This window comes from Clostridium sp. AF20-7 (assembly GCF_003479275.1).
GTDB classification, from domain to species: domain Bacteria; phylum Bacillota; class Clostridia; order Lachnospirales; family Lachnospiraceae; genus Otoolea; species Otoolea fessa.
Genome location: NZ_QUGF01000010.1, coordinates 89,961 through 113,298 on the forward strand (window position 1 = coordinate 89,961; position 23,338 = coordinate 113,298).

At 49.0% G+C, this 23,338-nt stretch carries 20 protein-coding genes; 15 read left to right on the forward strand and 5 right to left on the reverse strand.

Annotated features, from left to right (window positions below; genetic code table 11):
- Positions 1–9 precede the first annotated feature (9 nt).
- Complete coding sequence (locus DWX68_RS11705) at positions 10–1,158, forward strand: FprA family A-type flavoprotein (RefSeq protein WP_118629594.1); 1,149 nt, start codon at positions 10–12, stop codon at positions 1,156–1,158.
- Between the two features lie 150 nt (positions 1,159–1,308).
- Positions 1,309–2,556 carry a serine hydroxymethyltransferase gene (gene glyA, locus DWX68_RS11710; protein ID WP_022358816.1) on the forward strand — a complete coding sequence of 416 codons (1,248 nt, stop codon included), beginning with the start codon at positions 1,309–1,311 and terminating at the stop codon, positions 2,554–2,556.
- A gap of 156 nt (positions 2,557–2,712) precedes the next feature.
- On the opposite strand, the gene DWX68_RS11715 is transcribed toward glyA, so the two are convergent.
- Positions 2,713–3,699: an ornithine cyclodeaminase family protein gene (locus DWX68_RS11715; RefSeq protein ID WP_182431310.1), complete on the reverse strand. Its 987-nt coding sequence runs from the start codon at positions 3,697–3,699 to the stop codon at positions 2,713–2,715.
- A gap of 277 nt (positions 3,700–3,976) precedes the next feature.
- On the opposite strand from DWX68_RS11715, the gene DWX68_RS11720 reads away from it, so the two are divergent.
- On the forward strand, positions 3,977–4,336 hold the full coding sequence (locus DWX68_RS11720; protein WP_118472544.1) for a DUF1622 domain-containing protein: 360 nt from the start codon (positions 3,977–3,979) through the stop codon (positions 4,334–4,336).
- A 64-nt stretch (positions 4,337–4,400) separates the two neighbouring features.
- Here DWX68_RS11720 and DWX68_RS11725 read toward each other — a convergent pair whose 3' ends face one another.
- Positions 4,401–5,510 carry a helix-turn-helix transcriptional regulator gene (locus DWX68_RS11725; protein WP_118629596.1) on the reverse strand — a complete coding sequence of 370 codons (1,110 nt, stop codon included), beginning with the start codon at positions 5,508–5,510 and terminating at the stop codon, positions 4,401–4,403.
- A gap of 365 nt (positions 5,511–5,875) precedes the next feature.
- Here DWX68_RS11725 and DWX68_RS11730 point away from each other — a divergent pair, with 365 nt between their 5' ends.
- The 7 genes from DWX68_RS11730 (at position 5,876) to DWX68_RS11760 (ending at position 12,144) form a co-directional block, all read left to right on the forward strand.
- Positions 5,876–6,916, forward strand: a complete 1,041-nt coding sequence (locus DWX68_RS11730) for a proline racemase family protein (RefSeq protein ID WP_207663959.1) — start codon at positions 5,876–5,878, stop codon at positions 6,914–6,916.
- Between the two features lie 103 nt (positions 6,917–7,019).
- Positions 7,020–8,084, forward strand: coding sequence for a TRAP transporter substrate-binding protein (locus DWX68_RS11735; RefSeq protein WP_022358811.1), 1,065 nt, complete (start codon positions 7,020–7,022; stop codon positions 8,082–8,084).
- A 75-nt stretch (positions 8,085–8,159) separates the two neighbouring features.
- Complete coding sequence (locus DWX68_RS11740) at positions 8,160–8,678, forward strand: TRAP transporter small permease (protein WP_118469284.1); 519 nt, start codon at positions 8,160–8,162, stop codon at positions 8,676–8,678.
- Between the two features lie 9 nt (positions 8,679–8,687).
- The gene (locus DWX68_RS11745; protein WP_118629598.1) at positions 8,688–9,974 is read left to right on the forward strand and encodes a TRAP transporter large permease; all 1,287 of its coding nucleotides are present in this window, start codon (positions 8,688–8,690) and stop codon (positions 9,972–9,974) included.
- Between the two features lie 110 nt (positions 9,975–10,084).
- Positions 10,085–10,627 carry an L-serine ammonia-lyase, iron-sulfur-dependent, subunit alpha gene (locus DWX68_RS11750; protein ID WP_118469280.1) on the forward strand — a complete coding sequence of 181 codons (543 nt, stop codon included), beginning with the start codon at positions 10,085–10,087 and terminating at the stop codon, positions 10,625–10,627.
- A gap of 226 nt (positions 10,628–10,853) precedes the next feature.
- The gene (locus tag DWX68_RS11755) at positions 10,854–11,531 is read left to right on the forward strand and encodes a DUF3990 domain-containing protein (protein WP_107001858.1); all 678 of its coding nucleotides are present in this window, start codon (positions 10,854–10,856) and stop codon (positions 11,529–11,531) included.
- Positions 11,512–12,144, forward strand: a complete 633-nt coding sequence (locus DWX68_RS11760) for a helix-turn-helix domain-containing protein (protein ID WP_022358806.1) — start codon at positions 11,512–11,514, stop codon at positions 12,142–12,144. Before DWX68_RS11755 ends, DWX68_RS11760 begins: the two co-directional genes overlap by 20 nt.
- A gap of 29 nt (positions 12,145–12,173) precedes the next feature.
- Here the strand turns inward: DWX68_RS11760 and DWX68_RS11765 are convergent, their stop codons facing one another.
- The 3 genes from DWX68_RS11765 to DWX68_RS11775 form a co-directional block, all read right to left on the reverse strand.
- A complete protein-coding gene (locus DWX68_RS11765) occupies positions 12,174–13,592 on the reverse strand; it encodes a HAMP domain-containing sensor histidine kinase (protein ID WP_118522499.1) in 1,419 nt (472 codons plus the stop codon).
- A 52-nt stretch (positions 13,593–13,644) separates the two neighbouring features.
- Complete coding sequence (locus DWX68_RS11770) at positions 13,645–14,358, reverse strand: response regulator transcription factor (protein ID WP_107001860.1); 714 nt, start codon at positions 14,356–14,358, stop codon at positions 13,645–13,647.
- Between the two features lie 64 nt (positions 14,359–14,422).
- Positions 14,423–16,828 carry an endonuclease MutS2 gene (locus tag DWX68_RS11775; protein WP_118629600.1) on the reverse strand — a complete coding sequence of 802 codons (2,406 nt, stop codon included), beginning with the start codon at positions 16,826–16,828 and terminating at the stop codon, positions 14,423–14,425.
- A gap of 279 nt (positions 16,829–17,107) precedes the next feature.
- Here DWX68_RS11775 and DWX68_RS11780 point away from each other — a divergent pair, with 279 nt between their 5' ends.
- The 5 genes from DWX68_RS11780 (at position 17,108) to DWX68_RS11800 (ending at position 23,198) form a co-directional block, all read left to right on the forward strand.
- A complete protein-coding gene (locus DWX68_RS11780) occupies positions 17,108–18,382 on the forward strand; it encodes a S1C family serine protease (protein ID WP_243027735.1) in 1,275 nt (424 codons plus the stop codon).
- 23 nt (positions 18,383–18,405) lie between these two features.
- Positions 18,406–19,356: an HD domain-containing protein gene (locus tag DWX68_RS11785; RefSeq protein WP_118570131.1), complete on the forward strand. Its 951-nt coding sequence runs from the start codon at positions 18,406–18,408 to the stop codon at positions 19,354–19,356.
- A gap of 392 nt (positions 19,357–19,748) precedes the next feature.
- Complete coding sequence (locus DWX68_RS11790; protein ID WP_118629604.1) at positions 19,749–21,413, forward strand: ABC transporter substrate-binding protein; 1,665 nt, start codon at positions 19,749–19,751, stop codon at positions 21,411–21,413.
- Positions 21,406–22,392 (forward strand): ABC transporter permease, encoded by a 987-nt coding sequence (locus tag DWX68_RS11795; protein WP_347475194.1) that lies wholly within the window; start codon positions 21,406–21,408, stop codon positions 22,390–22,392. The genes DWX68_RS11790 and DWX68_RS11795 overlap by 8 nt, the downstream gene beginning before the upstream one ends.
- On the forward strand, positions 22,389–23,198 hold the full coding sequence (locus tag DWX68_RS11800; protein ID WP_118629606.1) for an ABC transporter permease: 810 nt from the start codon (positions 22,389–22,391) through the stop codon (positions 23,196–23,198). The genes DWX68_RS11795 and DWX68_RS11800 overlap by 4 nt, the downstream gene beginning before the upstream one ends.
- Positions 23,199–23,338 lie beyond the last annotated feature (140 nt).

The window sequence follows — 23,338 nt, forward strand, 5'->3', positions numbered from 1 at the left end:
AAGCAGGAAATGATCACAGAAGATATTCGCTACATCGGTGTAAACGACCATGACATTGACTTGTTTGAGGGGCAGCATCAGGTGCCAAATGGTATTTCATATAACTCATACGTGATTATGGATGAAAAGATCGCGATCATGGATACGGTAGACAAGCGCAAACAGACGGAATTTCTGGGAAATCTGGAAACCGCACTGGCTGGAAGAACCCCGGATTATCTGGTAATCAGCCACATGGAGCCGGATCATGCATCAAGTATCCAGGCAGTCGTAGAACGGTACCCGGAAATCACACTGGTAGGCAATGCGAAGACATTTCCGATGCTGAAACTGTACTTTGATCTTGATACCAGCCGTGCGCTGACGGTCAAGGAGGGCGATACCCTGAAACTGGGGCGCCATGAGCTGACGTTCATCATGGCACCGATGGTACACTGGCCGGAAGTTATGGTAAGCTATGATTCCTTCGACAAGGTGCTGTTCAGCGCCGACGGTTTCGGCAAGTTCGGTGCGCTTGATGTGGATGAGGACTGGGACTGCGAGGCGAGACGGTATTATTTCAATATTGTAGGAAAATATGGAATGCAGGTGCAGGCACTTCTTAAGAAAGCAGCCGGTCTTGAGATCCAGATTATCTGCCCGCTGCATGGACCGGTTCTGAAAGAAACGATCGGTCATGTGCTTGAAAAATACCAGATTTGGAGCAGCTACGGCGTTGAGTCTGAGGGTGTATTTATCGCATATGCGTCCCTGCATGGCAACACCGAGGATGCGGCGAAGAAATGCAAGGAAATTCTTGAGAAAAAAGGATGCCCGAAGGTGGCAATCGCGGATCTGGCGCGCGGTGATATGGCGGAGGCGCTGGAAGATGCATTCCGGTATGGAAAAATTGTATTGGCAGCACCGTCCTATGACGCGGGTGTGATGCCGGTTATGGCAGATTTCCTGCACCACTTACAGAGCAAGAATTACCAGAAACGCACCGTTGCCCTGATTGAAAACGGTTCCTGGGCGCCGAGTGCAGCGCGCACGATGAAGGGAATGCTGGATGCGATGAAGGAGATCACGGTGGTTGAACCGGTCGTTACGGTTCGCGGGGCGCTCAAGGAGAGCGATATTCCGTCGCTGGAGCAGATGGCGGAAGCGCTGCTGGCATAAGAAGCGTCTGGTGACAGTATTTAATGAGACCTGAAAAAGGCTTTTTTAAATAAAAAATCCGGAGAGACAAAAGTGTGGTTTTATATTTATATATGAAAAATCCACTTGATGATTTTGTATGGATGACAGAAAAGAATAGGAGAAACAGACATGGTAGATGAGGTAATGAAGTTCATTACAGAGGCAGACCCGGAAGTGGGAGAAGCCATTGAAGCAGAGGCAGCCCGTCAGAGAAGAAACCTGGAGCTGATCGCGTCGGAGAATATTGTATCGGAGCCGGTTATGATGGCGATGGGATCGGTATTAACCAACAAATATGCGGAGGGATATCCGGGAAAACGTTACTACGGCGGATGCCAGTGTGTCGATGTTGTAGAGTCCATCGCGATCGAGAGAGCGAAAAAACTGTTTGGCTGTGATTATGCAAACGTACAGCCGCATTCCGGCGCGCAGGCAAACATGGCGGTATTTATCGCAATGCTGAAACCGGGTGATACTGTTATGGGCATGAACCTGGATCACGGCGGACATCTGACACACGGAAGCCCTGTCAATTTCTCCGGTTTATATTTCAACATTGTGCCGTATGGTGTCGATGACAATGGCGTGATTGATTACGAAGAGGTAGAGCGCATTGCACTGGAAGCAAAACCGAAGCTGATCATTGCAGGTGCAAGTGCCTATGCAAGAGAGATTGATTTCAAACGTTTCCGTGAAATTGCAGACAAAGTAGGCGCATACCTGATGGTCGATATGGCTCATATCGCTGGTCTGGTAGCAGCCGGTCTTCACCAGAGCCCGATTCCGTATGCAGATGTTGTTACGACAACCACACATAAGACACTGCGCGGACCGAGAGGCGGTCTGATTCTGGCAAATAAGGAAGCAGCTGAGAAGTTCAACTTCAACAAGGCGATCTTCCCGGGAACCCAGGGCGGTCCGTTAGAGCACATCATCGCTGGCAAGGCAGTCTGCTTCGGCGAGGCGCTGAAGCCAGAATTTAAAGAGTATCAGCTTCAGGTAAAGAAGAATGCAGCAGCGCTGGCAGCCGCACTTCAGAAGCAGGGATTCAAGATTCTGACCGGCGGAACCGATAACCACCTGATGTTAGTTGATCTGCGCGGCATGGATATTTCCGGTAAAGAGCTGCAGAACCGCTGCGATGAAGTATACATTACCCTGAATAAAAATACCGTTCCAAACGACCCGAGAAGCCCGTTTGTTACTTCTGGCGTCCGCATCGGTACTCCGGCTGTTACCACCCGTGGACTTAAAGAAGAAGACATGGAAGTCATCGCAGAGTGCATCTGGCTGGCAGCTACCGACTTCGAGAACAAGGCAGATTACATCCGTGCGGAAGTGACGAAACTGTGTGAGAAGTATCCGTTATATAAATAAGTAGAGAAGAATATGGAGCGAAAAATTTGCCAGTCTATAGATTCAGAAAAATGCTGGAAAATTAATGCACATATAACAATAAGAAAAAGGCTGTATTGCCTGCCGCATGGAAGCGCGCGGTAGGTGATACAGCCTTTTCTATTCCAACCATTTTTCCTAGAAATTAAGTTTTTGTCCAATTCCTTTTTCCAATGCTTTTTCATAGATAAGCTGTGCCGTCCGCACATCAAAGAGTCCCATGCCGACTGATTTAAAGCAGCGGGTCTCGTTCTGCTCATGCGGATGTCCCTGCTTGGTATCTTCGATCAGATCCTCGATAAAGTGGACGCGCTTCTGTGTCAGAACGCCCTTTTCCAGCGGAATTTTCAGATCGCCGCTCTCCTCGCAGGCATACGGAAGCTCGGTGTACGCGTTCTTGACGAGTTTCCACACCGCATCCGGCAGTTCGCGCCGTTCCGGACGCCAGGAGCCGATGGCAACAAAGCATTTGCCGCGAAGCAGCTCTTCATCATCCGGGTAGACCGGATCGACCGCCTGGGTGGCGGAGATCAGGACGCGGCTGTGCTCAGCCAGTTCACGGGTATCCGCGCAGGTATGAATCTGGATGTCGTTTTTTCCAAACGATGCCAGACGCGCCGATAAGCGCTCGATAAAGCCGGAAAGATCCTTAGCGTATGCGTCATACAGATAAATATCTGTGATCGGGCGCACCTCGCAGGCATAGAGAAGCTGGTGTAGTCCCTGCATACCGCAGCCAACCAAACCAACTGAGGCAGCATCCTCTGGAGCCAGATAGCGCAGTGCGACACCGCCGACCGCACCGGTCCGCATTGCGGTCAGGACACTTCCGTTCATAATCGCCTTCGGCAGACCGGTCTTTGCGTTATTTAAAATCATAAGTCCGTTCAGATACGGAATTCCCAGAGAGGAATTGTCCGGAAATTCGGATAACATCTTTGTACCGATGACGGAATCCAGAAAACACGGCATATAGAGCATCATATTTTTATCACGCTGTGCGATAAAACGATCCGGCATCTTATAATTGCCGCTTTTGTGAATCGCATACGCATCTTCGATCGCGTCCATGACATCCTCTAAGGTGACGGACTGCCACATTTCTTGTTCGCTGAGAAATAACATATCAAAACCTCCTGAATATTTATGAATGAAATAAAACATATATACTAAAAATAGATTTATCACAAATCAAATGTGGTTTGCATAGCTGGATTGTAGCAGTTTCACGTTTCATTGTCAAGATGAAAACAGAATAAAAATCAAGTTGCATATTTGAAATGGGGCGTGTATAGTAAAGAAAATTGTAGCGGTTCAGTAGGTTTACGCATTTACTGAGCTACAGGAAATGGATAAAATTAGCACAAGCGAGAAGGGAAGAATACCTGGAAAGGAAGGGGTAATGGGAGAAGTAATTAAAGTATTAGACTGGTTGTTAGAGAATTTGGTACAGATATGCACGGTCGTGCTAGAATTGTTTGGAATCATTGTGCTGGTTTCGACAGCGGTATCCTGCTTTGTTCAGTGGATACGAAACAAGCGTCAGCTGATCCGCCTGAATCTGGCACAGGGAATTGCGCTGGCGTTGGAATTTAAGATGGGCGGCGAGGTACTCAGGACGGTTGTGGTACGGGAATGGTCGGAACTTGGAATTTTGGGAGCCATCATTGTCCTTCGGGCAATGCTTACATTTTTGATTCATTGGGAGATCAAGAACGAAAAAAGAGAAACCCAGGAAGAGCAAGGAGGAAAGCTAGAGTAAAAAGGGGCACGAAAAAGGGAGTCTGCAGGATGAGCGGACTCCCTTTTTTCGTGGTTAAACAAGATTAATGCGAAAAATATTTGTCGTAGAAATGAAGGCGTTCCAGAATTTGCTTCTGGCTTTTGATTTCCATTTTGGAATAAATGGAAGCCAGATGCTTTTTGACAGTAGGGATGCTGACGAAGAGGGTGGAAGATATCTGATCGTTGGAATAGCCGCGCAGTAAAAGGCTTAAAACATTTACTTCTCGGTTCGTCAGGGAAAAATCCCGGCTGATCTGGGAAAGAGTACGATCCATCACATAGGATAAATCGAAGAACAGACATACAAAGCAGTCGTTGTCTGGTCCCTCCTTAAGATGGGAGCGGCTTACCTCCAGAAACAAAGGGCTGTTTTCCATCTTGTATTCGATATTTTGTCCGGTAATGCTTCCAGAACGGAGCAGCTGACGGCAAAGAGAGCGAAAACAATTGGAAATGGGGTTGTTGGATAAATCTGCAAATCCATGATTCTCCATGTATGTATGGTAGGTTGTGTTGCACCCGATAAAATTCAGTTTATCGTCAAAACAGCCGATTCCGATGCAGTTGTAATTTTCCAGTACATGAAATGCCCGTCCGATGTTGAGCTCCCGCCCGTAATTTTTAAATACGTTGCAGAAATGCGGCTGGAATAACCGGACAAGGCTTAATTCATCTGGCAGGAAATTTTTTTTATCGTTGGATCGGTGGATGGAAAACACACCCCGCAGATCCCGGTTCCGAATCGAAAAATTCGTTTCAATGGAATCATGCAGCCCCATGGGAAGTAGAAATTCCTGAAAATAAAGAGAATTTTTTCGAACCTCCTGATTGAACAGCTGGTTAGTCAGGAAAGTTACATTGCTGTCGGAGTCCAGAATCGACAGAACATCATCCATATGGCAGTATTCTTCCTGATACCGCCGTTTCTGTTCATCATTCCAGTTGATGGTGTAGATGGAATGGGTTTTGTAATTCTGTCCCTGCTTTTGGTAAAACAAAAAATTTGCTTTTTCAAAGAAAACAATATTGTTCAGGTTCAGGAAAAAACTCTCCATCCGTTTTTCAAGAAGAATTGAATCGTCGTAAAGTTCAGCAATGATCTGATTGACGTTTTCAATTCGTGATGTTGTAAAAAGATTTTCAGCACTCATGAAGATGCCTCCTTTCCCGTGAGTATTCAATTAGTGAAAACAAAATGGAATCAATACTAGACTATAGTCCAACTATTGTTTTAAACTATTTTTAATAGACTGATAATATATAAAGCATAATAAAATGTTGTTATGATTATTGCAAGTGGAAAAACTTTGAAAATAGAAAAAGTATCCAAAAGTATACTATGATAGAACCGAAAGTATCTACCGTTAACTGACGTCATGCATCATAATAACCAAAACACAAAAAACTTTGTATTAAAAATGATGTTTTTTGAAAGTTTTCATCATGATATGATTTTAACAACGAGATTTCAGAAAACTGAAAGAGAACGGACAAAATTTTTAATACGGAGGAGCCTATGGAAAAAAAGAATGAATTTTGTTTGCAGGAGATTAAGGGGAGAAAGGCAGTAACCTGTATCGAGACACATACAGAGGGAGAGCCAACCCGAACCATTTTATCGGGATTTCCGGAAATTCCGGGGAACACGATGGAAGAAAAGATGCTCTATATGATGCAGGAACAGGACTGGATGAGAAAAGCAATTTGTTTTGAACCGCGTGGAAATGACGTAATGTCCGGAACGATTGTTACCAAGCCGTGCAATCCGGAGGCAGATTTTGGTGTTTTATATTACGAGGTTGGAAACTGGATGCCGATGTGCGGACATGATACGATCGGAGTTTCAACGGCACTGATTGAAAGCGGACTCTTAAAAGCGGAGGAACCGTATACATATGCGACCTTAGATACACCATCTGGACTGGTAAAAGTGAAAATTGAGGTGAAAGATGGCAAGGCGGTGCGGGTATCCTTTAAAAATGCCCCGGCATTTGTGATGAATCGGGATGTAAAGGTACAGGTTCCTGGATATGGTGAGATTCCGTTAGACATCGCATACGGCGGAAATGTATTTGCGTTAGTACCGGCATCGGCAATGGGCTTAAAGCTGGATAAAGAAAATGCAAAAGAGATTGTCGAAAAAGGAAATTATCTTAAAAAGTTTATCAATGAGCAGGTAACAGTCAAGCATCCGTATCTGGAAATCATGAACCAGGTAACGCATGTGGAATTTTTCGAACCGGGTACAGAAGGGGTTTCGGATGTAAAAAATGCAGTTGTCATTCCCCCGGCAGCGATTGACCGAAGCCCTTGCGGAACCGGTACATCAGCGAAGATGGCACTTCTTCATGCGGAAGGAAAGCTGGCAGTCGGACAGCCGTTTGTGCATGAGAGCCTGATTGGAAGTTTATTCCACTGCCATATCGTTGAAGAGACAGAGGTGGCAGGAATTCCGGCAGTAGTACCGGAGATCAGCGGACGGGCGTTTGTGATGGGAGAGAGTACATGGTTATTCGATCCGGACGATCCATTCCCGGAAGGTTTCTTATTAGGCTAAATTGATAGAAACAAAATAAGAGTTTAAAGGTACAGGGAGGTACTTCTGAGGGAAAGAAGTACCTCGGGAGTTCACATAAAAACAGTATAAAGGAGGATACTTTATGAAAAAGAGATGGCTTTGCGGTACGATGGCATTGGTAATCGGAGCGATGGCAATGGCGGGGTGTTCAGGCGGAAATTCTTCTTCATCCGCATCTGCAGCCGGAACCGAAGCAGCAGATAGTGGTTCCAGCGTAGATACTTCCGGAGCGGAGATGACGATCCGTGTAGCACATGTATGTGGAACCGGTTCTCCGTATGATTACGGTGCGAATGCTTTTAAAAAGCTGGTCGAGGAGGGCAGCAACGGACGGATTAAAGTAGAGGTTTATGCAGGCGATATGACAACCGACGAGGTTGAGTGTGTTGAGATGGTTCAGAATAATAACCTGGAAATCGGCTGGGTAGGAACTGGTGCCCTGGGCGGATTTGTACCAGATTTAGGCATTTTTGAGCTTCCATTCCTGTTTGAGGATGAGGATAATGTCAATAAAGCGCTGGAGGGAGAATTTGGCAATTCCCTTCTGGAACAGTTAAGCGCGGTTGATGGAATTACAGGACTTGGTTTCCATGAGGATGGCTGGAGAAATATCCTGACTAAAGATAAGACAATTAATACCGTAGATGATATGAAGGGCGTTCGTATGAGAACCATGCAGAATGAAGTTTGCGTGGCAACCTACGAAGCACTTGGTGCTACACCGGTTGCATTGGCATCTGGCGAGCAGTTCACAGGACTTCAGAATGGCGTTGTAGATGGAACAGACAATAGTGCATTATATGCAGTAGCAGATGGTTATATTGAGGTTGTTAATAATATCTGCGATATTCATCATTACTATTCCAGCGGTATCATTGTTGCTTCTTCAAAATGGTATGAGGGTTTAAGCGAAGAAGACCAGAAACTCGTGAAAGAGTCAGCTATAAAAGCAGGCGAAGAGCAGAGAGCTTGGTTCCTGGAAAATGACGAGGCAAAGATTGCTGAGTATGAAGAAAAAGGTTATACCGTAACACGTCCGACTGATATTGATGCATGGAAAGAAAAAGTTGCTCCGGTATATGATAAAATGTACGCGGCACATCCGACCTGGGAAGGTCTGGTTGAGATGGTTCGCGCAGCGAAATAAAGTACAATAATTTTTGAACTATCATGTACTCCCGGAGCCTGTTTTCGGGAGTACATTTACAAAGAGGGGAGAAAAATGGCAGGATTGATTGAAAAACTTCACAAGATTGGCGACGTGATCAATACGGTTGCCAGAGTTGCATTAGGGGTTACGTCAATTGCTTTATGTATCGCGGTAATCGGTCAGTTTATTTTGCGATGGTTTGGAGCTACGATGCCATGGGCAACGGAGTTCTCCTGTTATATCTTCGTTTGGACCACGATGCTTGGCAGTGCCGTAGCAAGCCGTCATCTGCTTCATATCGGTGTTGACATGGTAATTAACTTGTGCCATGGAAAAACACGTCAGTTTATGCTGGTTCTGGCGGATGTGATTTTATTATTTGCACTTGTTTTATTTACAATTTCAGGTTGGAACTATACAGTTGCACAGATTCCACATCTGGGAACGACGATCAAGGTTTCGCTGGCGCTCTTTTATGCAGCCCTTCCGGTCAGCGGTCTCATTATGATTTATTATACATTTGTGCAGCTTCTTGAAAATATATGTTACGGGGAAGCGAAAAAGATTCCTCTTCCGGGGGATGAAGAGTAGGAGGTCAATATGTTCAGCAGTATAATTTTATTTGGAAGCTTTTTCTTGTTTCTTGCATTAGGCGTTCCGATTGCTTTTGTATTGATCGTAGCGACGGTCTCCTATGCGCTTTTAAGTACCGGTGATGCCAATCTGGCGTTGGTTCCGCAGCGAATTATCTATGGTATTAATAGTTTTACCATGCTTTGTCTTCCATTCTTCGCTCTGGCAGGAAATATTATGAATCACGGCGGTATTACCATGCGTCTGGTTCGTTTCGCACAGGCATTCGTTGGACATATCAAGGGTGGTCTGGCGATGGTAGACATCCTGGTATGTATGATGTTTGGTACAGTTTCAGGCTCGGCGGTAGCTGGTACGGCGGCAGTTGGATGCCTGATGATTCCGGCAATGAAGGATGAAAAGTATGATCCGGCGTTTACAGCAGGTCTGACCGCGTGTGCATCCTGCTGCTGCCCGATTATCCCACCGAGTCTGGCATTCGTTATTTACGGTGCGGCAGCGAAGGTATCCGTTGGCGATATGTTTATCGCCGGAGTAGTACCGGGTATCCTGATGGGTATTATCATGATGCTGGTTGTTTATGTATTTGCAGTGAAACGTGATTTTTCAGCAGGTCCTAAGACAAGCTGGAAGGAAAAATGGGAAGCAACCAGACAGGCACTTCCATGTATCGGACTTCCGATCATCGTTGTTGGCGGTATCATGGGTGGTTTCTTTACTCCGACCGAGGCAGCGGCGGCAGCGGTTCTTTATTCCCTGATTTTGTCGGTATTTGTATACCGGACCGTTGGTTGGAAAGAGCTCTGGAAATCGATTATCGACAGCGCGATCGACAGTGGTACGGTTATGCTGATTGTCGGCGGCTGCTATCTGTTTGGATGGGTTATCTCCAATGAGAGATGGGCAGTTTCTGTAACGAATATGCTGGTTGGTCTTCATACTTCTTTAGCAGTGAAACTGTTACTGGTCAATCTGGTTCTTCTGGTTGTTGGTATGTTTATGGATAGTGCTCCGGCAATCATGCTGGTAGCGCCGATTCTGGCACCGGCGATGGCAAGCCTGGGCGTTGACCCAATTCAGACTGGTATGATTGTCTGCCTGAACCTGACCATCGGTCTGGCAACTCCGCCGGTAGGTGTCTGCTTATACACGGCAACCAATATTGCAAGATGTAAATTTGGAGATACGGTTCGAAATGCAATCCCATTCCTGGTAGCGATGCTGGCAGCATTAGCGATTATTACGAATGTTCCGGTAGTATCCAGAATTCCATTTATTTTAATGGGACGATAGAAACGAGAGGGGACGTTGAAGTTGGACGTTCCCTTTTCCTTTACAAAAACACGAATCAAAAATGATGAATAAAAAACATGGAATGATTGATACAAAAAGGAGGACAAACCATGGAAAAACTACCCTGCAGTATCTTCAATGATGTACTCGGTCCGGTGATGCGCGGACCTTCCAGTTCCCATGTGGCGGGGGCGGCGCGGATCGCCTCCATGATCCGGCAATCTCTGGATGCACCGGTGAAAAAAGCGATTGTTGATTTTGATGTCAATGGTGCGCTGGCGGCATCGCACACGGGACACGGAACGGATATGGGATTTGCCAGCGGGCTTTTGAATATGGAGCTGGATGCGGCGTCTGTAGGGCTTCAGAATATCACAGGGCTTGCCTGCGATCCGGTTGGAAACCGTGTTGAATGGCCATGTCTCGGCAAAAATATCATGGGAGGAAGCAATGCGCTCGCCAGCGCCAATATGATACTGGCAGGTTATGACAAGGTGATCCCGCTGGATGAGACAATAGGCGCAATCTATGAGATCGGTCTGTCGCTGCCGCTGGAACTGCGTTGTACCTTTGGCGGTCTGGGTAAGACAAAGACTGCTCGGGAGATTCTGAAGCGGTCCGACGCGCATTTTCCGGGGGAAGAGGCGCGGTAGGTGTAATTCGAAACATCGTGAAAGGACAGTTACAGTTTGTGTAAGGTGCGTACTGTAAGGTGGCATATCTTTTTAAGATCTGAAATAAAAATTGATTAAATAACTCTATAGAGATATAATATTAATAAAAATATCTCTATAGAGTTATTTTTATTAAAACGAATCTATTTTTTATATACCACATGTTTCTACTTGCTCCCATAATAGATAAGGAGGTTGCCTCAGAATGAGAAAAATTTTATATCACGGTTCCTTGGAAATTATTTCTACTCCTATGTATGGTCAGGGAAAGGTCTATAATGACTACGGACAGGGCTTTTATTGTACGGAGAGTCTGGAGCTGGCGAAGGAGTGGTCGTGCGCCGAGCGGGAGGACGGCTATGTGAATCAGTATGAAATGGATGAAACCGGTCTTTTGATTTTAAATTTGATGGAGAAGCACTACAGCGTTCTTCATTGGCTGGCGATTTTGATGAAATACCGGAAAATCCGCCTTTCTTCGGCGGTCATGAAACGGGGAAGAGAGTGGCTGCTGGAACATTTCCTCCCGGATGTGGACGGATATGATGTGGTGATTGGGTACCGGGCGGATGATTCGTATTTTTCATTTGCAAGGGCGTTTGTAAATAATGAAATATCGTTAGAGCAGCTTTCGTATGCGATGCGGCTGGGAAAATTGGGAGAGCAGTATGTATTAAAGAGTCAGAAGGCATTTCAGGCGATACACTTTCTTTCTTATGAAGGAGTAGATTCAGTGGAATATTATGTAAAACGAAGAGCCAGAGATGAGCAAGCTAGAAATGCATACCGGAAAAAGGTGGAAGAGGATGATATCGACGGTATTTATATGCGGGATTTGATTCGAGGGGAGGTGTCGGCTGAGGATGAGCGCTTATGGGATTGAATATCTGGATGATGCGATGAGAAATCTGGGGGAAATGACAGATTATGCGGTCAATGCCTGTGGGATGGATCTGGAAGATTTTTGGAAATTGTTTCTTACAACCGGGTATGCAGAAAAATTTGGGGAAGGTGTACCAAGAGTAGTGAGCGGCTTTTCTGGAACGGAGCTTGCGGAGGAAGTGCTTCGAAAAGCGGGAAAAAAGGACGAACTGCCGGAACCGCAGGTAGAATTTACCTGTTCCAGAGAGTATTGGAGTGGCTGGATACTGGCGTATTATCAGTGGTACAGTGAGAAGAAATTTAAGGAAATTGAAGCAGGGCTTCCGGTCCGGGAGGTTGTGGAAATGTATCCGGCACTTCATGAAGCTCCGGAGGATAAATTTGTTGAGGCGGCAGACAGAATCATTCGAAGAAAAGAGCAGGGGAAAAACGCGTTGCGGCGGATCCGGAAGATGGCGGGATATACCCAAAAGGATCTTTCAGAGCAATCGGGGGTTACGCTGCGGAGTATTCAGCAGTATGAACAGGGAAAAAAGAAGATTCAAAAAGCATCCGCAGAAACCGTGCGTGCGCTTGCACGGTCACTGGGATGCCAGATGGAAGATTTGCTGTAATTGCGAAGGAATTGGACAGTTTCAATTTGCTATAGCGCAGTCGCCTTCGGCAGACTAAAAATAAATTCCGTCCCCACGCCCTCGGTGCTGACAACGTCGATATTTTCCCCATGTGCCTGAATAATCTCTTTGACAATCGCAAGCCCCAGCCCGGTGCCCTTTTTATCTTTTCCGCGCGATAAGTCGGTCTTGTAGAAACGTTCAAAGATTTTCTTCTGGCTGTCCTTCGGGATGCCGATGCCGGTGTCTTTGACGGAAATGAAGATTTTTTCATACCGGATGGAGGTCTGGATGTAAATGATCGAATCCTCGTGGCTGAATTTGATCGCGTTGTCGATCAGGTTGTAGAGAACCTGCTGGATTTTTCCGAGATCGGCGTAGACCATCTGGATGCTATCCGCAAAGGTCAGGTCAAACGTGATGCCTTTTGCGCTGCACGTGCCCTCGAAGGTTGCGGCGGTATCCTTGATCGTTCGGTTGATATCGAAATTGGTTCGGGTTAAATAGCCCTTGCTGTCCAGAGAGTTGAGCGTCAGCATGCCCTGTGTCAGCTTGTTAAGGCGCTCGGTCTCGGAAATGACGATGTGCAGGTATTTGTGATAGAGTTCCTGCGGGATTGTGCCATCGAGAATTGCCTCGAGATAGCCTTTGATGGAAGTCAGAGGCGAGCGGAAATCGTGCGATACATTCGCGATGAAATTGTGCTGGTACTGTTCCATTTCATTTAACTCGCTGGACATATAGTTTAATGTGCTGGCGAGATAGCCGATCTCGTCGTGGGTGGTAATCGGGATATTGTGTGCCAGGTTTCCGGCTGCATATTCATTGGCTGCGACCGTAATCTTTTTGAGTGGGAAATAGACCACTTTTGTAAAAACAAGAAGCACCACCAGGGATAGGAAGAACAGGATGATCGATGTTATGTAAATAATATTCAGAAATCCGTTCTGTTCCGCCTCAATGTTCTGGATTGGCATATGAATCACGATGTAGCCGTAGGTCTTCATATTGCCTGTGATCGGGGCGGAAACGGAGAGTACCTTGCTGTCAAACAGGTTGTAATACTGTCCGATGGAATAGAGCCGGTTGCCCTGTGCGGTCGGGTCGAAATCGTCGATTGCGATGCCGGTACGACTGTCGCTGCTGTCCGCAACGATGGTGCCCTCATGGTTCAGGATCCAGATATCCGACTGCAGATAGGCGGAAACCGCCTCGATCTGTGGATATGCCGAGTCGAGATTGATGGTTTTTCCCTCGTAGGCTTTGCTGCACCGATCGGCAATCATGGTCGCCTCGTCATACAGAACCTCCGATTCGCGTTCCACCAGATGGTGGTAGGTCATCTCAGATGAGATGGTCGCGATCGTGATGAATCCAAGCAGACCGAAGATGAGATAGCCGATCAGCAGTTTATAATAAAGAGAGTGTGTGTAGTGGTTTGATTTCATGGTAAACCTCCGGTTACCTCTTCGCGCAACAGTTCAGTTCCTTTACTAACAGTTATCGTTTTACCTCAAATTTATATCCAATCCCCCAGACGGTCGTCAGCGCCCACTTATCGTTACCCTTGATTTTTTCACGGAGGCGCTTGATATGGACATCTACCGTCCGCGTGTCGCCGATGTATTCATATCCCCAGATATGGTCGAGAAGCTGCTCCCTTGTGAATACCTGGTTTGGTGAGGACGCGAGGAAATAGAGCAGTTCCAGTTCCTTCGGCGGCAGCTCGATCGAGTGTCCGTTGTAAATGACGGAGTAGTTCGTCAGGTTGACGATGAGATCCGGATATTCGACAAAATTGCCATGCTGTTCGGTCACGGACGATGCAGGCATCTGCACCGGTAGCTGGTAGCGCCGCAGAACGGCTTTGACTCTGGCAACCAGCTCTTTCGAATCGAATGGTTTGATCATGTAGTCATCGGCGCCCAGCTCCAGCCCAAGCACCTTATCAAAGATTTCGCCCTTGGCGGAGAGCATGATGATTGGCACCTGGGAGGTACTTCGCAGTTCTCGGCAGACCTGATAGCCGTCGATGCCCGGAAGCATCAGATCAAGGAGAATCAGGTTGGGCTGAAATTCGGGAAATACCCGGAGAGCTTCTTCCCCGTCTCCGACAATTTTCGTTTCAAAACATTCTTTCGTCAGGTAAAGTGAGATTAGTTCAGCAATGTTGTAGTCGTCATCTACGATGAGAATGCGCTGCTTTTCAGCCATGTTGATTCCTCCTGTTTTTTGGATATTTGTAACTGTTCAGTACCTTCACAGTTATGGATATTTCTTATTTAAATGTCACGATTGTAACGCCTGTATCGCCTTCGCCAAATTCGCCAAGCCGGAATTCCTTGACATAGCTTAATTTTTTTAAATGGCGGTGTACGCCCGCTTTCAAAGCGCCGGTTCCCCGACCATGTACGACTCGGACCTGCGGAAGATGCGCCAGATAGGCATCATCCAGATATTTATCGAGTACCGGGATCGCCTCGTCGACGGTCATGCCAATCAGGTTGACCTCCGGCGATACGCTGAAGGACTTGGACATCTTGATCTTGCTGCTTCCGCTTCCGGATCCGCGGGAACCACCCGTATGTGTGCCGGAAAGTCCCGGTCCGGTGATGGATGCTTCCTCGACCATTTCCAGATCGCGGATATTGACGAGGGAGCGCAGAATTCCCATCTGTACATACAGATCGCCCTTGGCGTTCGGCAGGGAGCTGACGGTTCCCTTTAAATTCATCGAGAGAACGCGCACGGTATCGCCGAGGCGCAGCTTTTTCGCGGAAACGGCTTTTTTCGGTGCGGCGGTTTTCTTAACAGCCAGTTTCTTGTCCACATCCTGGATCTTGCCGCGCAGCTTGGTCCGCTCAGCTTCCAGTTCTTTATTGACGCCGGAAGACTTGGCAAGCTTGTTGATGTTGCGGATCGTCTGATCGGCGGTGTCCTTTGCATCCTGAAGGATCTTCTGAGCTTCCTCGCGGGCTTTGGAAAGCATTTTTTCCTTCTGCTCGGAGAAACGTTCTTCCTTCTGCTGGAGGCGGTTCTTCAGCGTTTCAATCTCCTGTTTATAGGAGGCGATCTCTTCGCGCTCTTTTTCAATGGTCACGCGGCTGTTTTCCAGATTGGCAAGCAGATCCTCGAAGGATTCGTCCTTCTGCTCCATCTGGTTTTTCGCCTCGTCGATGATATAATCCGGCAGCCCCAGCTTGCGGGAAATGGCAAATGCATTACTTTTTCCTGGAATACCGATGAGCAGGCGGTAGGTCGGGCGGAGAGTCTCGACGTTGAACTCGCAGCAGGCATTTTCAACGCCTGGCGCGGTCAGCGCAAAGACTTTTAATTCGCTGTAATGCGTGGTTGCGATCGTCCGGCAGGTCATGTTGTGCAGGAAATTTAAAACCGCAATCGCCAGCGCCGCGCCCTCGGTCGGGTCGGTACCGGAACAGAGCTCATCGAAGAGACAGAGCGAATTGGCGTCCGCCTCATTTAAAATCGAAACGATATTCGTCATATGGGCGGAGAATGTACTCAGATTCTGCTCGATGCTCTGCTCATCGCCAATGTCGGCAAATACATTGTCAAAAACAGCCAGCTCGGATCCTTCAAATGCCGGGATATGGAGTCCTGACTGCCCCATCAGGGTAAAGAGTCCGACGGTTTTTAAAGAAACGGTTTTACCACCCGTGTTTGGACCCGTCACAATCAGAAGGTCAAACGAATCGCCAACCCAGATGTTGATCGGAACGACCTGTTTCGGATTTAAGAGCGGATGGCGTCCGTCCTTGATATTGATATACCGTTTGTTGTTAAATTTCGGTTCCACGCAGTTATAGTGGCGGGAAAGAGCTGACTTTGCGAAAATGAAATCGAGCTCTGCCAGAATCGAAAGATCCGAGAGGATCGCGTCGGTGTAAGGCATAAGCTGGCTGGAAAGAGCTGCCAGAACGAACTCAATTTCCCGTTTTTCCTGGATTTCCAGCTCGCGCAGTTCGTTGTTCAGCTTGACGATCGCGAGCGGCTCGATAAATACAGTCGAACCGGTCGAGGACTGGTCGTGCACCATGCCTGGAACCTGGGATTTATACTCAGCCTTGACCGGCAGGCAATAGCGCCCGTCGCGCATTGTGATGACGGCATCCTGTAAATAGGTCCGGCTGGAATTTAAAATAGAATTTAACTGGGTATGGACGCGTCCGCCCACGATCTTCATGGAGCGGCGCACTTTGGCAAGTCCCGGACTTGCGTCATCGCTGACCTCATCCTCGGATGGCAGGCAGCGCTTGATCTCATTGTTGACCGGCGTCAGCGGATCCAGGGCGCGGAAGCGCTCATCAAGGGAATCATCTGGAAATTCTTCGGATTTCTCATGGCGTCCGTAGCTCTGCGCGCGGGCAGCGACTGTCAGCAGGGAGCTGACAGAGAGAAGCTCCGGGATCCCCAGGGAACTTCCGATTTCCAGACGTTTCATGGAACCACGCACATCCTTCACGCCGCCGAAGGAGAGACTTCCCTTCATGCGGACGCGCGTCAGGGCATCGGTCGTCTCCGTCTGGCTTTGCCGGATCGTCCACAGATCACAGGACGGCTGCAGTTCCCGGCACATCTGTTTTCCCATCTCCGTGGAGGCGTACTCCGTGAGCTGGTCGATGATCTTTGTATATTCGAGAGTTTTTAATGCTTTTTCATTCATGTTGTGGTAATCCTCTTAATTTAAATGGTGTTCACATGATACCGTGACCACTAAATTCGTGAAAGACCTCATTAAGTGGTCAGGTATAAGTTCTCACTAGACTCGAAAAGACCTCGTCAAGTGTTCACATTATATCACATTCCCCGCCGTCTAGCCAAGCATTCGCACTTTTTTCTTGCATAACCTTAAGAAGGAAAGTATAATTAGGATATGTTATGCAAAGGGGAAAGTGAAATGCCGGATTCAGAAGAACTTGAAAAAAAGGAAAAACGGGAATTCATGAGAGAAACGATAGTGAAGCCGCCGCTGACCAGAAAACAGATTGCGAAGCGGGTGGCTCTCTTTGTATGCGCGTCAGCCGCATTTGGAGGAGTCGCGGCGGTTTCGTTTGCGGCGATAAAGCCGTTTGCGGATCGGTGTTTTCAGGAAAATGGGATGCAGGAGACATCCTCAGTCGAGTTTTCCAAGGACGATCCGGACTCTGTTTCGCCGTCGGACGGTGCAGATGCGGATATGACAGCGCAGCCGGAACAAATGGAGCAGGAGATTGATGAGGCGGTCAGCGAGGCGCTTTCCAGCTATCAGTTTTCCGCAGACAATTTCAATTCGATGACGTCGGTATTGCGTGGAATCGGGGAACAGGGTGATAAGTCGATCGTGACGGTCAGCTCCGGCAAACAGGATACGGATATATTTGGAAATCCGGTGGAAAATACGGGTGATTATGCAGGTGCAGTCATCGCGGAGAGTGATGGAGAATTTCTGATCTTTACTTACGCCGATGCGGTGCGGGCGGCAGATTCGATCAATGTGAGATTTTCGGATGGAACGAAGATCGCTGGTACAGTGCGCCAGATTGACGAAGTGCTCGGAATGGCAGTTGTGGCGGTGCCGTCCGGCAATCTGCCGGAAGAAGAGCGGAAAAAGGTGCAGGTGCTTTCACTTGCCAATTCATATACGGTCAAGGCAGGCGATGTCCTCGTAGGTATCGGCGGTCCGTCCGGACAGGTGCATTCGCTTTCGTTCGGAACGGTATCCTACGTGGCGCGCAATGTGCAGATTACAGATGGACTGACGCGGATCCTGTATGCGGATATCAGCAGCAATTCGCAGACGGGTACCTTTTTGATCAATACAGCCGGAGAGATGGTCGGCTGGACATCGGAGTCCTGCCGCAGCGAGAGCTGTACGGATCGGACGGCGGCGTACACCATTTCCAGCTACAAGCCGATTCTGGAGCGGCTGACGAATGGCGCTTCGGCGGCATATCTGGGCATCCTGGGACAGGATGTGAGCCGTGCGATGCAGGGGAGCGGCATTCCGGCGGGCGTTTACGTGACGGAGGCAGTCTCCGGCAGCCCGGCATATGACGCTGGCATCCAGCCCGGCGATATTATTGTGAAATTTGGCACAAAGGAGATCGGAAGTTTCAAAGATCTCCAGGCGCAGATTGAAAATTCCGCGAGCGGCGTGTCTGTATCGGTAAATGTGATGCGGAAAGGGCGCGACGGATACACGGAAATTCCATTTTTGGTATCTCTGCGCGCCAGATAGAAATTCAGGAGGATATAGGCAGAATGAGATATATTGAACAGTTCCGGGAAGGAATGAGAGTCTCGGACGTATATTTATGTAAGACGAAACAGCACGCGGTGACGAAAAACGGAAAAGAGTACGCTTCCGTGCTGCTTCAGGATAAAACAGGCACGGTAGACTGCAAAATCTGGGATTTAAGTTCCCCGGGCATCAATGATTTTGAGCCGCTGCAGTACGTCTATGTGGACGGCGATGTGACGGTTTTCCAGGGTTCCAACCAGTTAAATATCAAGCGCATACGCAAGGCGGACGAGGGCGAGTATCAGGAAAGCGATTACCTTCCGGTCAGCTCAAAGGATATCAAGATAATGTATCAGGAGCTGACGGCTCTGGTGCAGTCTTTCCAGAATCCGTACCTGAAAAAGCTGGCATCCAGCTATTTCCTGGAAGATAAGGCATTTGTGAAGAAATTTTGCTTCCATTCGGCGGCGAAGAGTGTGCATCATGGTTTTGTGGGCGGACTTTTGGAACATACGTTAAGTGTTATGAAACTCTGTGATTTCTACACGAAGTCATATCCGGCGCTGAACCGCGATCTGCTTCTGACGGCGGCGCTGTTCCACGACATCGGAAAAGTGCAGGAATTATCCTCATTTCCGGAAAATGATTATACGGACGACGGTCAGCTCTTAGGTCATATCGTGATCGGCACGATGATGGTTGCAGACCGTATTAAGGAGATTCCGGGATTCCCGGCAAAGACAGCGGCGGAGTTAAAGCACTGCATCCTTGCGCACCACGGCGAATTAGAGTACGGTTCCCCGAAGAAACCGGCGCTTCTGGAGGCGCTGGCATTGAATTTCGCGGACAATACCGATGCGAAGATGGAGACGATGCTGGAAGTCTTAAAGAGCGGCGGGGAGAATCCGGGCTGGCTCGGATATAACCGTTTCCTGGAGACGAATGTGAGAAAGACGACGCCGACGGAATAATAATAAGATAACAGACATCTAAAATGAGTCTAAATGTATATAAGAAAAAGAAAACAGCGCTGCACAAGCAGATGCTGCCTTGCAGAAGCGGGGGAACGAAAAAATAGGAATCAGGACTCACCACCTAAAGAGGTGGGAGTCTTCTCGTTTCATAGGGAATTGCGTCCTATGAAACAAAAAACGCTCCGCGGGATGCGCACTCGCGCGAAGAAGAAACATGTCGCAAGCGACCGCGCCCGGCACGAGAATGTGCCAAGGCACATTCTTTTTTAACTGAGATAAATAAGAAAAATGGAGAAGGATACCAGGAAGGTACAGCGGTTCAGCAGGGACCGCACTTTTCTGATATCCTTTTGTTTCATAAAGAAAAATATAGGGGTACAACAGAAAATATGAAAAAACGAGAAAATACAGGCAAAATCATTGGAAAGGTGTTCGGAGAAGCCAGGGCACTTGGCGTCACTGCCTTAGCGGCGGCAGTCATGCTTTCCGGATGCGGAAACGCTGGAAATCAGGCGCAGAAAGGCGGTTCCGGCGCAGAACAGACGGAAAATACCCAAACAAGCGTTATTATCGCGATGCCGCCGACTTCAGAGCCGGAGGCGGGCTTTGATCCGGCATATGGCTGGGGCGCGGGCGAGCATATGCATGAACCGCTGATCCAGAGCACCCTGACGGTGACAGAAGCAGATTTGAGTATCGGGTATGATCTGGCGACAGATGTGGAGACCTCCGAGGATGGAATGACATGGACGGTGACGATCCGCGACGATGCGAAATTCACGGATGGCGAGGCGCTGACCGCGGAGGATGTGGCATTCACTTATAACACATTGAAAAAGACGAGTTCCGTCAACGATTTTTCAATGCTGAAACAGGCGGAGGCGATCGATGATGTGACGGTTGTGTTTGAGATGGAACACCCGTTTGCTATCTGGTCATACACGATGGCGGTGACGGGAATTGTGCCGGAGCATGCATATGGAACGGATTACGGCACACATCCGATCGGTTCCGGGCGATATATCCTGAAACAGTGGGACAAGGGGCAGCAGGTGATTCTGGAAGCCAACCCGGATTATTATGGGGATGCGCCGAAGATGCGGCAGGTCACGATTCTCTTTATGGAAGAGGATGCGGCATTTGCGGCGGTGCGCGCCGGGCAGGTGGATGTGGCGTACACGGCGGCGTCCTATGCAGACCAGTCGGTTCCAGAATTCAGTCTTTTGGACTGTGAGACGGTGGACAACCGTGGATTTAACCTCCCGGCGGTGCCGGAGACGGTACGGGAGGATGGCGTAAAAATCGGCAATGATTTTACCGCGGATGTGCAGGTGCGCCGGGCGATCAACCTGGCGATTGACCGGCAGGAAATGATCGATCATGTGTTAAATGGTTACGGCAGCCCGGCATATAGTGTCTGTGACAAGATGCCGTGGTACAACGATGAAATGGAGAACATTTCCTATGATGTGGGGAAGGCGGAAGAGATGCTGGATGCGGCGGGATGGAAGAAAAATGCCGACGGCATCCGCGAAAAGGATGGAGTGAAAGCCATTCTGGAATTTCTCTATCCGACCGGGGATTCGGTGCGTCAGGCGCTGGCAGCCGATACGGCACAGCAGTTAAAAGAGATTGGAATTGACGCATCGATCCGCGGCACCGGCTGGGATACTGCGTATGACGAGGCACAGTCGCAGCCGCTTCTCTGGGGCTGGGGCGCGCACACGCCGATGGAATTTTATAATATTTACCATACAAAGGCAGATACGGGGCTGGCAGAATATTCGCCGTATGCGAATGAGACCGTGGACGCTTATATGGATGAGGCCTTGGCAGCACCGGATCTGGAAAGTTCGTATGAATTGTGGAAAAAGGCGCAGTGGGACGGCGAGACGGGTGTTTCAGCCGAGGGTGATCTTCCGTGGATCTGGCTGGTGAATGTCGATCATCTGTACTGGGTGAGAGACGGGCTTCATGTCGCAGAGCAGAAGGTGCATCCGCACGGTCACGGCTGGTCCATCGTCAACAATGTCGATCGGTGGTACTATGAGTAGGATGAAATGGTTTGGGCGCAGTCTGCTGCACTTGATTCTGCTGCTTTTGGCAGTCAGTCTGGTATCGTTTCTGCTGGTGTCGATGTCTCCGGTCGATCCGCTGCAGACGAATGTCGGGCAGACGGCGCTCGGCTCGATGGCGCCGGAGCAGATCGAGAAGCTGCAGGCGTACTGGGGCGTTGGTGTGCCGGTCTGGAAGCGCTTCTTTAGCTGGATTTCGGGCATCTGCCATGGTGATTTTGGCATTTCTCTTCTGTACCGCAGACCGGTGCTGGAGGTGATCGCGGAAAAGGCGTCTGCGTCAGTGTGGCTCCTTCTGTCTGCGTGGCTGTTTTCGGGAATCGTGGGGATATTTTTAGGAATTGCAGCGGCGGCAAAACGGGGCAAGTGGGCGGATCGCCTGATTACGGGCTATTGCATCGTGATCGCGGGAACGCCGTCCTTCTGGCTGGCGCTGGTGCTGCTGCTTCTCTTTACAGTGCAGCTTCCCGTCTTCCCAATCGGGTTCAGTGTCCCGGTGGGAATGGCGGCGGACGAGGTCAGCCTGGCGGATCGCCTGTATCACGCATTTCTGCCGGCGTGTACGCTGGGACTGACAGGGATTTCTTCGATTGCGATGCACACGCGCGAAAAAGTGATTGAGATTCTGGAAAGTGATTACGTACTCTATGCGCGGGCGCGGGGCGAGAGCGGCTGGCGGCTGATTTTTCGGCATGGACTCCGCAACCTGCTTCTCCCGGTAATTACGCTCCAATTTGGCTCGATCAGCGAGATTTTCGGCGGTTCGGTGCTGGTGGAACAGGTCTTTTCCTATCCGGGACTCGGACAGGCGGCGGTCACGGCGGGGCTGGGAAGCGATATCCCGCTTCTGATGGGAATTACACTCATCAGTGCCGTGCTTGTATTTGCAGGAAATGCAGCGGCGGATGGGCTGTACCGGCTGGTCGATCCGAGACTTAGGAAAGGAGGCAGGGCATGAGAAAGAAAACACTCTGGCTGCTGGGAATTTCCCTCCTTTTCCTGATTCTGGTGACAGTGCTTGGAATCGTCTGGGAGGATGCCGCACAGCAGGTCGATTTTGCGAGAAAAAACCTGCCTCCGGGAACCGGCGGGCTGTTTGGAACCGACTGGATGGGGCGGAATATGCTGAAACGGACGGTTGCAGGGCTTTCTTTAAGCATCCGGCTGGGGCTTCTGACCGCGGCGATCAGCGCCGCGGTGGCATTGGCGCTTGCATTGCTGGCGTCGCTTGGCGGGGGCCTGATGGATTCATTGGTATGCGGGCTGATTAATCTGGTAATGGGAATCCCGCACATGCTTCTCCTGATCCTGATTTCCTACAGTCTGGGAAAGGGATTCCGGGGTGTAGCAGCCGGGATTGCCCTGACGCACTGGGCGTCGCTGGCGAGGCTTTTGCGGGCGGAAATCTTACAGATCCGGGAAAGTCCGTATGTGCGGATCTCCGAAAAACTGGGGAAAAAGCCCTGGTGGATTGCCTGGAACCACATCGTCCCGCAGGTATCGCGGCAATTTGTAACCGGGTTAATTCTTCTCTTTCCCCATGCGATTCTTCATGAGGCGGGCGTGACCTTTCTGGGCTTCGGTCTTTCCTCCGAGCAACCGGCGATCGGTGTTATTTTATCCGAGAGTATGTCGTACCTGATTACCGGAAAATGGTGGCTGGCGCTCTTTCCGGGCGCGGCACTGGTGCTGGTAACGCTGGGATTTCAGGCGATCGGGCAGAGCCTGGGGCGGCTGATGGATCCGGGGAGCGCGCATGAGTAGAGGATGCTGGGAATGAGGCAGAAAAACATATATTTTGATAAAATGATGCGATTAAGACAAAAACAATCAAAAACGATGCGGCTATCAGATTTGGAACAGACAGACGTTCTCAAAGAACGGAGATTGCGTGAAAATCGTGA

What these genes read in the sequence shown, in the direction of transcription:
- DWX68_RS11730 (WP_207663959.1), top strand. Translation starts at nt 5,876, where the DNA reads ATGGAAAAAAAGAATGAATTTTGTTTGCAGGAGATTAAGGGGAGAAAG.
- DWX68_RS11715 (WP_182431310.1), bottom strand. Translation starts at nt 3,699, where the DNA reads ATGTTATTTCTCAGCGAACAAGAAATGTGGCAGTCCGTCACCTTAGAG.
- DWX68_RS11705 (WP_118629594.1), top strand. Translation starts at nt 10, where the DNA reads ATGATCACAGAAGATATTCGCTACATCGGTGTAAACGACCATGACATT.
- DWX68_RS11745 (WP_118629598.1), top strand. Translation starts at nt 8,688, where the DNA reads ATGTTCAGCAGTATAATTTTATTTGGAAGCTTTTTCTTGTTTCTTGCA.
- DWX68_RS11765 (WP_118522499.1), bottom strand. Translation starts at nt 13,592, where the DNA reads ATGAAATCAAACCACTACACACACTCTCTTTATTATAAACTGCTGATC.
- DWX68_RS11755 (WP_107001858.1), top strand. Translation starts at nt 10,854, where the DNA reads ATGAGAAAAATTTTATATCACGGTTCCTTGGAAATTATTTCTACTCCT.
- DWX68_RS11750 (WP_118469280.1), top strand. Translation starts at nt 10,085, where the DNA reads ATGGAAAAACTACCCTGCAGTATCTTCAATGATGTACTCGGTCCGGTG.
- DWX68_RS11735 (WP_022358811.1), top strand. Translation starts at nt 7,020, where the DNA reads ATGAAAAAGAGATGGCTTTGCGGTACGATGGCATTGGTAATCGGAGCG.
- DWX68_RS11770 (WP_107001860.1), bottom strand. Translation starts at nt 14,358, where the DNA reads ATGGCTGAAAAGCAGCGCATTCTCATCGTAGATGACGACTACAACATT.
- DWX68_RS11725 (WP_118629596.1), bottom strand. Translation starts at nt 5,510, where the DNA reads ATGAGTGCTGAAAATCTTTTTACAACATCACGAATTGAAAACGTCAAT.
- DWX68_RS11740 (WP_118469284.1), top strand. Translation starts at nt 8,160, where the DNA reads ATGGCAGGATTGATTGAAAAACTTCACAAGATTGGCGACGTGATCAAT.
- DWX68_RS11800 (WP_118629606.1), top strand. Translation starts at nt 22,389, where the DNA reads ATGAGAAAGAAAACACTCTGGCTGCTGGGAATTTCCCTCCTTTTCCTG.
- DWX68_RS11795 (WP_347475194.1), top strand. Translation starts at nt 21,406, where the DNA reads ATGAGTAGGATGAAATGGTTTGGGCGCAGTCTGCTGCACTTGATTCTG.
- DWX68_RS11785 (WP_118570131.1), top strand. Translation starts at nt 18,406, where the DNA reads ATGAGATATATTGAACAGTTCCGGGAAGGAATGAGAGTCTCGGACGTA.
- DWX68_RS11760 (WP_022358806.1), top strand. Translation starts at nt 11,512, where the DNA reads ATGAGCGCTTATGGGATTGAATATCTGGATGATGCGATGAGAAATCTG.
- glyA (WP_022358816.1), top strand. Translation starts at nt 1,309, where the DNA reads ATGGTAGATGAGGTAATGAAGTTCATTACAGAGGCAGACCCGGAAGTG.
- DWX68_RS11775 (WP_118629600.1), bottom strand. Translation starts at nt 16,828, where the DNA reads ATGAATGAAAAAGCATTAAAAACTCTCGAATATACAAAGATCATCGAC.
- DWX68_RS11790 (WP_118629604.1), top strand. Translation starts at nt 19,749, where the DNA reads ATGAAAAAACGAGAAAATACAGGCAAAATCATTGGAAAGGTGTTCGGA.
- DWX68_RS11720 (WP_118472544.1), top strand. Translation starts at nt 3,977, where the DNA reads ATGGGAGAAGTAATTAAAGTATTAGACTGGTTGTTAGAGAATTTGGTA.
- DWX68_RS11780 (WP_243027735.1), top strand. Translation starts at nt 17,108, where the DNA reads ATGAGAGAAACGATAGTGAAGCCGCCGCTGACCAGAAAACAGATTGCG.